General features: G+C 72.7%; 10 protein-coding genes. 7 read left to right on the top strand and 3 right to left on the bottom strand.

Features of this window, described 5'->3' with window-relative positions; translation table 11 throughout:
- The first annotated feature begins 48 nt into the window (after positions 1-48).
- The 6 genes from I8N67_RS08635 to I8N67_RS08610 all read left to right on the top strand — a co-directional run bounded on the left by I8N67_RS08635 (position 49) and on the right by I8N67_RS08610 (position 8,168).
- Positions 49-885, top strand: coding sequence for a class I SAM-dependent methyltransferase (locus I8N67_RS08635; RefSeq protein ID WP_200302129.1), 837 nt, complete (start codon positions 49-51; stop codon positions 883-885).
- Between the two features lie 51 nt (positions 886-936).
- Entirely contained in the window at positions 937-2,526 is a 1,590-nt protein-coding gene (locus I8N67_RS08630; RefSeq protein ID WP_200302017.1) for an ABC transporter substrate-binding protein, read from the top strand.
- The gene (locus I8N67_RS08625; RefSeq protein WP_200302016.1) at positions 2,523-3,482 is read left to right on the top strand and encodes an ABC transporter permease; all 960 of its coding nucleotides are present in this window, start codon (positions 2,523-2,525) and stop codon (positions 3,480-3,482) included. Before I8N67_RS08630 ends, I8N67_RS08625 begins: the two co-directional genes overlap by 4 nt.
- Positions 3,479-4,318 (top strand): ABC transporter permease, encoded by an 840-nt coding sequence (locus tag I8N67_RS08620; RefSeq protein WP_200302015.1) that lies wholly within the window; start codon positions 3,479-3,481, stop codon positions 4,316-4,318. Before I8N67_RS08625 ends, I8N67_RS08620 begins: the two co-directional genes overlap by 4 nt.
- A 5-nt stretch (positions 4,319-4,323) precedes the next feature.
- Entirely contained in the window at positions 4,324-6,045 is a 1,722-nt protein-coding gene (locus tag I8N67_RS08615) for an ABC transporter ATP-binding protein (RefSeq protein WP_200302128.1), read from the top strand.
- Between the two features lie 146 nt (positions 6,046-6,191).
- Positions 6,192-8,168 carry a serine/threonine-protein kinase gene (locus I8N67_RS08610; protein WP_200302014.1) on the top strand — a complete coding sequence of 659 codons (1,977 nt, stop codon included), beginning with the start codon at positions 6,192-6,194 and terminating at the stop codon, positions 8,166-8,168.
- 19 nt (positions 8,169-8,187) lie between these two features.
- Here the strand turns inward: I8N67_RS08610 and I8N67_RS08605 are convergent, their stop codons facing one another.
- Positions 8,188-8,976 (bottom strand): FHA domain-containing protein, encoded by a 789-nt coding sequence (locus tag I8N67_RS08605; RefSeq protein WP_200302013.1) that lies wholly within the window; start codon positions 8,974-8,976, stop codon positions 8,188-8,190.
- Between the two features lie 165 nt (positions 8,977-9,141).
- Here I8N67_RS08605 and I8N67_RS08600 point away from each other — a divergent pair, with 165 nt between their 5' ends.
- A complete protein-coding gene (locus tag I8N67_RS08600; protein WP_200302012.1) occupies positions 9,142-9,681 on the top strand; it encodes a hypothetical protein in 540 nt (179 codons plus the stop codon).
- Positions 9,682-9,686: 5 nt separating this feature from the next.
- Here I8N67_RS08600 and I8N67_RS08595 read toward each other — a convergent pair whose 3' ends face one another.
- Positions 9,687-11,156 (bottom strand): alpha-amylase family protein, encoded by a 1,470-nt coding sequence (locus tag I8N67_RS08595; protein ID WP_200302011.1) that lies wholly within the window; start codon positions 11,154-11,156, stop codon positions 9,687-9,689.
- Positions 11,153-11,458, bottom strand: a complete 306-nt coding sequence (locus I8N67_RS08590) for a hypothetical protein (RefSeq protein WP_200302010.1) — start codon at positions 11,456-11,458, stop codon at positions 11,153-11,155. Before I8N67_RS08590 ends, I8N67_RS08595 begins: the two co-directional genes overlap by 4 nt.
- Positions 11,459-11,505: the final 47 nt, after the last annotated feature.

Below are 11,505 nucleotides of genomic sequence, written 5' to 3'. Positions count from 1 at the left end.
GCCGACCGTGTGCCGGACCGGGAGACGGGCCGGAAGGCGGGCCTGGAGATGGGCCGCGAGGCGGGCCTGGGCAAGGGCCGGGGGCCGGGCCGCGTGATGAGCCGCAACCTGCTCACCGACAACCCCGAGCTGTACGAGGCCCGCTTCCCCGACCCCGACCGGCTGGCCGGGCGCTGGGCCGAGGACTGTCTGCGCCGCCTCGGGGCCGGGCCGCGCGTCCTGGACCTGGGCTGCGGCACCGGGCGCGACGCCGCCCATCTGCACGGCGCCGGCCGTACGGTGACGGCGGCCGACCTCTCCGAGGCGATGCTCGCCCACGCCCGCGCCCGGCACCCCGGGCCGACGTACGTACGGGCCGACCTGCACGGCTTCGATCTCGGCAGGGCCGCCTTCGACGCGGTCGTCTGCCTGGACAGCTCCCTGTTGTACTGCCACACCGACGACCAGCTCGACGGGTTCCTCGCCTCCTGCCGCCAGGCACTCTCCCCCGGCGGGCTGCTGGTCTCGGAGATGCGGAACGGCGCCTATTTCCTGGGCCGTACCGACCTGCTCGACACCCCGGCCGTCAACTCCTTCACCTGGCGGGGCACCGCCTACCGGTCCACCACCACCCTGACCGTCGACCGCACCGCCCAGCTTCTGCGCCGTACCCGTGTCTGGACATCGGACGACGGCGCACCGCCCGTCGAACAGCGGTCCTCCTGGCGGCTGTTGTTCCCGCTGGAGCTGCGCCGCGCCCTGGCCGCACACGACTTCGAGGTGCTCGAACTACACGACGGTCCCGGGCCGCGTACCGAACCGCCGTGGCAGGACGGGCAGTTGCCCGGCCACGCGACGGAGGCGGACCGGCTGCACGTCGTCGCACGGCTCCACTCCACCCGCTGATCTCTCCTCCAGACGAAACCAGACCACACCACATCACCCCAAGGGACTCTCATGTACGACGAACGTTTCCCCGGCCTGCGCCGACGCGGTTTCCTCGCCGCCACGGGTGCCGCCTCGCTCGGCGCGCTCGCCCTGACGGGGTGCGGCACCGGCGGCGGTACGGACGCCGAGGCGGACGGCGGCGACGGCAAGCCCCGGCGTGGCGGACGGCTGCGTGCCGCGTTCGCGGGCGGCGGCGCCAGCGAGACACTCGACCCGCATCTGGCCAACCTGTTCGCCGACGTCGCCAGAGCCAAGGCACTGTTCGACAAGCTCGCCGACTACGGCCCCGACCTGTCCGCGCGGCCCCGACTCGCCTCGAAGTGGGAGTCGAACAAGGCCCTGGACCGCTGGCAGGTCACCCTGCGCGAGGCCACCTTCCACGACGGCGCCCCGGTCACCGCGAAGGACGTGCTGTACAGCTACCGCCGGATCGCCGACCCCGAGAAGGCGTTCCGCGCCAAGGCGTCTCTCGAGCCCATCGACCTGGACGCGAGCCGTGCCACCGGCGAGCGGAGCATCGAGTTCGTCCTGAAGCGGCCGACAGCCGAATTCCCCAATGTCCTGGCTGCGTTCGGCGCGTACATCGTGCCGGAGAACGCGGGGGACGACGCCACCGCCTTCGACAAGTCGCCCATCGGCTCGGGCCCCTTCCGCTTCGTGTCCTTCGCCCCCGGCCGCTCGGCCGTCCTGCGCCGCTACGACGACTACTGGGAGGGCGCCCCGTACCTCGACGAGCTCGAATTCGTCGTCGCCAACGAGGAGTCGGCCCGCGTCAACGCGCTGCTCGGCGGCCAGGTCGAGTACGCCCACGAGCTGAATCCCACGACCGCGCGAGCCCATGAGGGCAAGGGCCAGATCGAGATCGTCCGGCTGCGCAACAGCGCCATGCAGGCGTTCTGCATGAAGACCGACCGGGCGCCTTTCGACGACAAGCGGGTGCGTGAGGCGTTCTTCCTCATCGCCGACCGCCAGGAACTCGTCGACGGCGCGCTGTCCGGGGCGGGCGTCGTCGGCAACGACCTGTTCGGCAAGGGCTACGAGTACTACGCCGCCGACCTCCCGCAGCGCGAGCAGGACCTCGACCGGGCCCGTGCCCTGCTGAAGGAGGCCGGGGCGGAGAAGCTGAAGGTCACGCTCGACACCTCGGCCGTGGCCGCCGGGTTCACCGAGGCGGCCGGCATCTTCCGCGACCAGGCCGCGAAGGCGGGTGTCACGATCGACGTGAAGATGGGCAGCAAGGACTCCTACTGGAGCGACATCCTCGACTCCGGCACCCTCGCCTGCTACCGCTCCGGCGCCATGCCCGTCGAGGCGCACATCTCGCAGCGGCTGCTCACCGACTCCACCACCAACGCCACCAAGTGGCAGCACAAGGACTTCGACGCGCTGTACCAGCAGGCGCAGTCCACCCGCGACAAGACCGAGCGGACCGCCGTCTACGCGCGCATGCAGCGCCGGCTGTACACCGAGGGCGGCTTCCTGATCTGGGGGTTCGCCGACTGGATTCTCGGAACGGCCCGCAATGTGAAGGGAGTTGAAGCCAAGGCGCCCGCCAACACGCTCGACTGGGCGCGCTTCGACAAGGTGTGGCTGGCGTGAGCGGAGGCGGACTGCGCTCCTTCGTCGCCCGGCGGCTGCTGCTCGGTGTGGCGCAGACCGTGGCCGTGGTGCTGCTGGTCTTCACGCTCACCGAGGCGCTGCCGGGCGACGCGGCGGTCGCCCTCGCCGGGGACCAGCCCGACCCGGCGCGCATCGCCGCCATCCGCGAGGCGATGCACCTGGACCGGCCGGTGCACGAACGGCTGGCCGACTGGGCGCTGGGCCTGCCGCAAGGCGATTTCGGCACCTCCCTGGCCTCCGGCCGCCCGGTGAGCCAGTACATCGCCGACGGTTTCGGTCCGACGCTGCTGCTGGCCGCGCTGACCGTGGCCCTGCTCGTGCCGATCGGCTTCGGCCTCGGCGTACTGGCCGCCCGTCACGAGGGCGGGCTCGTCGACCGCCTGGTCAGCGCCCTGACGCTCGCCGTGTACGCGGTCCCCGAGTTCGCCCTCGGAGTGCTGCTGGTGACCGTCTTCGCGCTGAAACTGGGCTGGCTGCCGCCGACCGCCGTCGGCTACGGCACCGACCTGCTCGCCCACCCGGCCGCCCTGGTCCTCCCCGTCCTGGTCCTGCTCTCCCGGCCCGTCTGCTCCCTGTTCCGCCTGGTCCGCGCCGGCATGGTCGACGCCCTGGCCTCCCCGTACGTGGCGCATGCCCGCCGGTACGGCGTGCCGGGCGCCCGCGTCCGATACACCCACGCCCTCCCGAACGCTCTCGCCCCCGCCGCCCAGCAACTCGCCCGCACCATCGACTGGTTGCTGTGCGGAGTCATCGTCGTGGAGGCCCTCTACGTGATCCCCGGACTCGGCACCGTCCTGCTCAACGCCGTCGCCGAACGCGATGTGCCCGTCGTCCAGGGCCTCGCCGTGGTGTTCGGCGTCCTCACCGTCGTCCTCAACCTGGGCGCCGACGTGGTCGCCCGGCGGCTCGCACCGCGGGCGGGGGTGGCGGCATGACCGATTCCCGGCGGCGTACGGGCCGCTTCGCGCTCGGCGTCGCCATCATCTCCGTACCCCTCGTCCTCGCCCTGCTGGGGCCGGTGTTCGTCGGCGAGCCGGGTGCGCGGACCGTGTCCTTCACCCTCGGCGACGGGCACTGGCTGGGCACGGACTTCGTGGGCCGGGACGTGTGGCAGCAGGTGCTGCACGGCGGCCGGCCGGTCGTGCTGACCGCGCTCGGCGCCGGTGTGCTGGCGTATCTCGTGGCGCTGCCGGTCGGTCTGATCGCCGCGCTGACGCACCGGCGCTGGCTGGAGGAGCTGCTGATGCGGCCCCTGGATGTGCTGATCGCGATCCCGTCGCTGCTGCTGATCCTGCTGGTGGCCTCGGTGTTCACCCCGGGGGCCGTCGGCCTGGCCCTTCTCGTGGCGCTGGTCAACGTACCGGACGCGGCCCGTCTGGTGCGCGCCGCCGCCACGGAGGCCGCCGCCCGGCCCGTCGTCGAGGCACTCCGTCTCCAGGGGGAGACCTGGTGGCGTACGGCTGTCGGCTATGTCGGCCGCACCATCCTGCGCACCCTCGGCGCCGACGCCGGCACCCGGCTGACCGGTGTGCTGTACCTGGTCGCCACGGCCGCGTTCCTCGGCGTCGGGGTGGCCCCGGACGCCGCCGACTGGGCGGTGATGGTCGACCGCAACCGGACGGGCCTGTTCGTCCAGCCGTGGGCCGTGGTCGTCCCCGCGCTGCTGATCGTCGCGCTCACCACGGGCACCAATCTGCTCTTCGACGCGGCGCTGGAGAGGCCCGGCGGGCGCCGGGTACGGAAGGAACGACGGAAGGAACAACGGTCGTGAGGGTCGTGAAGCGGTACGGCGACGACGGCGGTGGCGACCGGGTGGCCGGGGAGCCCCTGGCCGAGATCGAGGATCTACGGGTCGAGGTCGGCGGCAGGGCGATCGTCGACGGGGTGAGCCTGCGGACCCTGCCCGGCAGGGTCACCGCGCTGGTGGGTGCCTCGGGCAGCGGGAAGACCACGACCGGGCTGGCGCTGCTCGGCGAGTTCCCGGTCGGCGCGCGGGTCACCGGTGAGGTCCGCGTGATGACCGACGGTCCCGTCGGGTACGTGCCCCAGCATCCGGCGGCCGTCCTCAACCCCGCTCGCCGTATCGCCGCGCTCCTGACCGACATCGCCCGCACGCGAGTACGGCATCTGCCCAGGGGCCGGCGCCGTACGGCCGCCCGCGAGCACGTCCTACGAGCCCTGAGCGAAGCTCAACTGCCCGATGCGGAGGCTCTGTTGCGCCGCTACCCGCACCAGCTCTCCGGCGGTCAGCAGCAGCGCGTGGTCATCGCCCAGGCCCTCCTGCTCGGCGCCCGGGTCATCGTCGCCGACGAGCCCACCACCGGCCAGGACGCCCTGACCAAGAGCCTCGTCGTCGACCAGCTGGCGGCGGTCGCGGCGCGCGGCATCGCGGTCGTCCTGCTGAGCCACGACCTCGACGTCGTGCGCGCCCTCGCCGACGAGGTCCACGTCATGCGGGCGGGGCGCGTGGTGGAGGCGGGCCCGGCCCAACGACTCTGGCTCGCGCCCCGACACGAGTGGACACGCCAACTCCTCGCAGCGCAGGCGTCGTTCGCGGACCCGGATACGGATACGGGTGCGGATACGGATACGGGTGCGGATACGGGTGCGGATACGGCTACGGGTGCGGGTGCGGGTGCGGAGAGCGAGACCGCCGACCGGGGCGACTCGGCGGCCGTACGGCTTGTACAGCCCATCCTGCGCGTACGCGCCCTCGTGGCCCGCCACCGCGACGGCCCACGCGGCACGACCGTGACCGTGCGCGCGCCCGAACTCGCGCTGCGCGCCGGGCAGTGCCTGGCCGTCGTCGGCCGCTCGGGCAGCGGTAAGACCACCCTCGCCCGCTGCCTCGCCGGACTCCACCGCGACCACGAGGGCGAGGTTCTCCTCGACGGCACTCCCCTGCCGCGCAGCCTGCGCGACCGCACCCGGGAGCAGTTGGCGGCGGTGCAGTACGTCTTCCAGGACGCGCGCGCCGCGTTCGACGAACACCGTCCGGTCCTGCACCAGGTCGCCCGTACGGCGGTCCGGCTGCGCGGCGTCGACGACCGCGCCGCCGAGGCCGAGGCGCTGACCACCCTGACGCGCCTCGGCCTCCCACCGGAACTGGCACACCGACACCCGGGCCTGCTCTCCGGCGGCGAACTCCAGCGCGCCGCCCTGGCCCGCGCCCTCCTCGCCCACCCCCGCGTCCTCATCTGCGACGAGATCACCTCCGGCCTCGACACGGTCGCCCGACGCGGCATCCTCGACGTCCTCGCGGACCTGCTCGGCGACAGCGGCAGCGACCACCACGACAGCGACGCCGCCGGCCCCGCCCTGGTCCTGATCACCCACGACCTGGACACCGCGGCCGTGGCCCACCGCATCGCGGTCATGGACGCCGGTGAAATCGTCGAACAGGGTCCCGCCCAACAGATCCGTACCGCGCCACAACACCCGTTCACCGTCTCGCTCATGGCGACCACGGCACGACTGGAGGCGGGGACGGGCTCCTGACGGCGCTGTCCCACAACCTCTACGCATGGGGACGTCTGATGCAGGCTCCGCGTAGGTGCCGCGAACCGATCGCCACACGCAGTAACTTCTGTGCACGTGCGCGGCCAGGCCGGTGCGCGCGCCGTGGACCGGGTGAGGGGGGAACTGTGCGTTCCGGGGAGGTGTTCGCCGGCCGCTTCGTCCTCAAGGAGGTTATCGGCGCGGGGCGGAGCGGTGAGGTGTGGCTGGCCCACGACACGGTGGTGGGGCAGGACGTCGCGCTGAAGCCGGAGCGGGTCGAGGGCGACCGTGAGACGGCTGTGCGGCGGCTGCTGGGCGAGCCGCGTGCCATGGCCAAGTTCCGTGACCATCCGCACGTCGTGACCCTGTTCGACGTCGTGACCGTGCCACAGCACGGCGCGGGGGACGAGGGAGTCAGAGGCAGCGGCGAGGACACGGAGCCGGACACGTACTGGTTCATCACGGAGTACGTGCCAGGCGGTGACCTCGACCGACAGCCGCCCATGTCGCCGGTGCGTGCGGCCCGTATCGGTGCCCAACTCGCCGACGCGCTCGTGGCCCTGCACGAGGCGGGCATCGTCCACTGCGACGTCAAGCCCGCGAACATCGGCCTCACCCGACGGGGTGCGGCGAAGTTATTGGACTTCGGTGCCGCGTACCGGGTCGGGGGCACCGAGACCATCACGGCCAACGGCCCGTTCAGCTTCACGCCCGACTACGCCGCCCCCGAACTGGCCCGGGGCAACGTCCCTCGGCCCGCCTCGGACGTGTTCTGCCTGGGCACCACCCTCTACGCCCTGGTCACCGGTTCGCCACCGCGCGGCGGCGAACCCGAGGAGGACGACGGTGACGGGCAGCGTCTGAGGTACTGGAAGGCCGAGCAGGGCGTCGTCGCGCTGGACGCCGACGCCGTGGGGCCGCTGTACCCCGTTCTCACGGCCATGCTGCGGCGCGATCCTCGGCAACGTCCCGACGCCGCCGAGGCCGGGCGGCTCCTGGAGGCCGTCGCCGAACCCGAGTCCGCCGAGGCCCCCGCGGCCCCCGCGCCGGACACCCCGGAGACCAAGCCCGCCGGACGCCCGCGACCGCGGCGGCTCCGGGTGCTGCTCGCCGCCGCCCTCGGCGTCAGCGCCGTACTCGCCCTGGGCCTGGCTCTCCTCCCCGGTGACCGCGACGGCGACGGCGGGGACGGCCGACCCACCCGCGAGTCCGGCCGGAGCAGCGTGCGGGGGAACTCCGCCACACCCGAAGCACAGGCCCTGATCGGCGATCCGCGCACCGCCGACGTATGCGCTCTGGCCGACCCCGCCGCTCTCAGCCAGTTCGGCGTGGCCGAAGTGGACCTGGACTACGGGAACTTCGATCAGTGCGACCTGCTCGTCCACCCGGACGACGAGACGCGGATCGACGTGTCGTTCCGGCTCCGCCCGGGCCCGCCGTCCGAGACGTCGGAGCCCACCAGCACCGTCGGGCGGATCGGTATCACGCAGGAGTCGCCGGAGAGCGACGAGTGCACCCTGCTTCTGACGCCCGACGACGGAGCCGACGGCATCGTCGGCGTGCGCGTCAACATGGGCGAAGGCTCGGTGGCGGGCGGCAGCGCGACCTTGTGCACGGTCGCCGAGGAGGCCGCCCGGAGCGCGGCCGAGGTCCTGAACGAGGGCCCGGTCCCCCGCCGTTCCCTGGGCTACCCGGACACGTCGCTGGCCTGGTCGGACGCGTGCGGGCTGCTCGACGCCGAGGCGCTGTCCGTCGTTCCCGTCCTCAAGGCGGACACACCGGAGGTCGGCGTCGCGAAGTGGGACTGCGAATGGTCGAGCCGTGTCGACGAGGTGGAGGCCGAGGTGGACTTCTTCCGCGATCAGCCGAAGTCGGCGGCCGAGGGAACCCCCATCGGCCTCAGCGGATACGACGCCTTCGTCGTGCCGGCGGACGACGGCGAGACCTGCCGGGTCTACGTCGAGTACCGCCGGTACAGCGGCGAGAACGCCGAGACGGCCGCGGAGATGCTGCGCCTGCGCGTCAGCGGGCAACGTCCCACGGACGAGCTGTGCGAGATGGCCACCGCCCTGGCCCGCTCCGCCGCCGCGGAACTGCGCGCCCGACACCGCTCGGCATCCTGAACCTCAGGCCTCACGCGCCTCACGCCTCGGGGTCCGGCCAGGCCGCGTCGTCCTCCATCAGCTCCAGGTCCGGCGGTACGAGGGTCGTGGACTCCACCAGCCCCTTGAGCAGGTTGTGCAGCAGACCGTTGTCGGAAGGCCGGCCCTCGGCCTTGTCATGCATCAGCGGATACCTGAAACCGGTTCTGTGCAGCCGGCGGCGTACGGCCTCGATCCGGTACTCGACCTTGCGCTCGGTCCACCCCGCGTCCGGGCGCAGATAGATGAGCTGCTTGGCGGCCATGGTGTACGTCAGAGGCCGCGGGTCCTCCTCGTACAGCAGGTAGCGCTGGCCGAGGACGACGAGCAGCAGGCGTTCGTCGTCGTCGAGGGCCCAGATCTCCGGCCGTACGGTCTCGGCGCGGCGGCGCGTCACCGGTCCCTGGTCGTCGTGGCCCGCGACGTACAGCTCGACCAGGTGTTCGCGGTAGCCGGAGCCCTTCACGAACAGCGGGGTGTAGCCGGGGGTGAGCGGGACCGGTTCGGTGGTGAGGTGCATCATCCGGCCGCGGGGCAGCCGTACGAGCTGCTGCCCGGTGTTGCGCAGCCACCACTGCCCCTGCCGGTACGTCAACTCACCGTGCCGCCGGCTCACCCTCAGGTCGTCCACGCCGACGCCGAGGTCCACGTCCGGCTTCTCCCCGCGTCCGAAGCGAACCGTCAGGCCCGGCCGGGGCGGGGCGCTGAGGTCTCCGGTGACCGTACGGGCGTGCAACGTACCGGGTGTCGCGGGCGCGACCCCGCGCGCGAGGCTGGTGGAGAGGGGCATCGCTGGTCTCCTCGGTTCGTCGATTCCCGGCACGCGGCACGGACTCTGTCACCAGGGTCCGCCTCCGCTCCGGGACCCCTCCCCAAAAGAGGCCCGTATAAAGGGACGTGCCCCGTCGTCGGGGCTCAACGGCGACCGCGGGCGTACGAGTTGAGGGGCTGGCCTATGAGCACGGGCAGGGGTCGGGGCGGCGTCGGGGTGGCACTGGTTCTGACGGCGGTCCTCACCGGCTGCGGCGGGGGCGGCGGGCAGGACGACGGTTCCGGGGAGGGGACGGAACCGTCGTCCACCGCGCACACCCCGTCGAAGGCGGGGACGAGCGCGGCGGGCACGCCGTCGGAGGCGGAGCAGCCGTCCTCGGCCTCGCCCACCGGCACCACCACCGCCACCGCCACCGCCACCGCCACCGATGGGTCGGCCCCTGCCGACGGCACCAGCACCGACACCGACGCCTGCTTCGACGGGCGCTGCGAGATCGCCGTCTCCGAGCCCACCTCCATCAAGATCGACAGCAGGTTGGGCGTCAGCGATCTCCGCATCACGGAGATCACGGACGCTGTCGTCGTGCTCCAGTCCTCGGGCGCCGGCACCTTCCTCAGCAGTTCGGTAGGTGAAGGCTCCACGGGTGGCCTCAACGGCCTCGGCTTCCGCGTGAAGTCCCTGGACGGGGGCACGGCGGTGCTGGAGTTCTTCCCCCGCTCCTGATCGCGTTACCCGGTCCCCCGGCCCGCCCGCGACACGGCCAGGACGTGGTGCTGCCAGGCGTCCAGGGCCACGAACAGGCCCGGGACGGTCAGTTCGTCGCCGTCGCGGTCGTACACCTGGTCCGTGAGCAGGTCGGTCAGGCGGTGGGTGCGGCCGCGGAGGTCGTCCCAGGGGAGGGGCAGCCGGCCGTGGGCCGGGCGGTCGGAGTGGTTGACGACGACGAGGTGGCGGGTGTCGGCGTCGGTCCAGGTCCAGGCGAGCAGAGCATGGTGGGTGCCGCCGGCAGGCCAGCCGGTGGGGGTCAGTTGCCGCCATTCGCCACGGCGTACGGCTGCCGCGGCCGGCAGCAGGCGGCGGTAGAAGGCGCGCAGCGCGGCGTCGGGCGGTTCCTGCGGGCGGCGGGAGAGGAAGACCGGTGGGCGGACCCGGCGGCCCTCGAACTGGCCCTCGTGCCAGAGGGTCGCTCCGGGCAGGGTGGCGACGGTGACGGCGGCCGCCCGGCCCCGGTCGGCGGGGAGGGTGGCGGCGGCCCGTGGTTCGTCGTGGTTCTCCAGGAAGCGGACGAGGCCCCGCTGGTAGGCGGGATCGGCCTGGAGATGGGTGCGGACGGAGCGGGCGTCCTCGTGGATCAGGCGGTCGTGGAGCCGTTTGTCGTAGCAGTGGTCGAAGCCCTGCTCCTGGAGGGACGATTCGAGGTCCCAGTACGCCTCGGCGACGAAGAGGAAGCCGGGGTGGTGCTCACGGACGCGGGGGACGACGTACGGCCAGAAGTCCTCGGCGGGGGCCGGCCCCGCCCGGTCGCCCCAGGTCTTGGCGAAGATGTCGTTCATCGGCAGCATCGCCATGTCGCAGCGCACACCGTCCGCCTGTTCACCGATGGCCACCAGGGTGTCGACGGTCGCCGCGCGCAGGCCGTCGCTGAAGGCGTTCAGCTGGACCACGTCCGGCCAGGGCGGGAAGAAGGGGTCCCGGCCTCGGGCGTAGATCCGTTCGCCGGTCTCGGTGAAGGCGTCGGGTGCGTGGGCCAGGTCGTCCGGGGTGCCCTGGATCAGACGGTCGGGGTGGGTGGTGAGCCAGGGGTGGTCGGGGGCCACATGGTTCGGGACGTGGTCGAGGATCAACCGCAGCCCCCGTGCCGCCAGTTGGGCGCGGGCCGCCGCGAGTCCCTCCGGGCCGCCGAGGGAGGCGTCGACGACGTAGTCCCGTACGCAGTACGGGGATCCGGCGATGTCCGCCTCGGTGAGGTCGGGCAGGGCCGCGCGGAAGGACCCCATGAGCCCTTCGTCGGCCAGGGCGATCCGCAGACCGGCCGGACTGCGCTCCCAGACGCCCATCAGCCAGACGGTGTCGATGCCCGGCAGCGCCACCTCGTCCCAGGCCTCGCCGGGCACCTCGCCGAGGGTGACGCGGCGACCGTACCGCTCGCTCAACTCCCGTAGCCAGAGCAGGGTGTTGATCTCGTGGAGGACGTTCATGACAGGGGTTCCTCGCGATCGCCGTCCATGGGTTTCAGGGAGTCCCGGCCGCCACGCCGCCAGTCGTCGGCGCCGAGTTGCCGCCGAACATGCCGGAGCCGGACTCGGCGGGCGGACAGCCGACGCCGTACGTCGTCCTCGCCGTCGCTGCTGTAGTCCCCCCGGACGGTCCCCCACTGGCGCTCACTCAGGTACGGGCCCCAGCGCCGCCAGGCGACCGTGGCCACCTCGGCCTCGGCCTCGGCGAGCCGCTGTCGCTCGGCGTCCGGTCTACCACCGGTGGCCCTGTCGGTGGTCGTCATCGCCCGTCCTCCTCGCCGCCCGGCATCCGCGTCCCGACGTCCAGACT

The sequence above is a fragment of the Streptomyces adelaidensis genome (assembly GCF_016598475.1).
GTDB classification, from domain to species: Bacteria; Actinomycetota; Actinomycetes; order Streptomycetales; family Streptomycetaceae; genus Streptomyces; species Streptomyces adelaidensis.
This window is presented reverse-complemented; position numbering and strand designations above follow the sequence as displayed.

Excerpts from the sequence above, each read along its gene's own strand:
- I8N67_RS08590 (WP_200302010.1), bottom strand. The coding sequence starts at position 11,458 with ATGACGACCACCGACAGGGCCACCGGTGGTAGACCGGACGCCGAGCGA.
- I8N67_RS08630 (WP_200302017.1), top strand. The coding sequence starts at position 937 with ATGTACGACGAACGTTTCCCCGGCCTGCGCCGACGCGGTTTCCTCGCC.
- I8N67_RS08620 (WP_200302015.1), top strand. The coding sequence starts at position 3,479 with ATGACCGATTCCCGGCGGCGTACGGGCCGCTTCGCGCTCGGCGTCGCC.
- I8N67_RS08635 (WP_200302129.1), top strand. The coding sequence starts at position 49 with ATGGGCCGCGAGGCGGGCCTGGGCAAGGGCCGGGGGCCGGGCCGCGTG.
- I8N67_RS08605 (WP_200302013.1), bottom strand. The coding sequence starts at position 8,976 with ATGCCCCTCTCCACCAGCCTCGCGCGCGGGGTCGCGCCCGCGACACCC.
- I8N67_RS08600 (WP_200302012.1), top strand. The coding sequence starts at position 9,142 with ATGAGCACGGGCAGGGGTCGGGGCGGCGTCGGGGTGGCACTGGTTCTG.
- I8N67_RS08595 (WP_200302011.1), bottom strand. The coding sequence starts at position 11,156 with ATGAACGTCCTCCACGAGATCAACACCCTGCTCTGGCTACGGGAGTTG.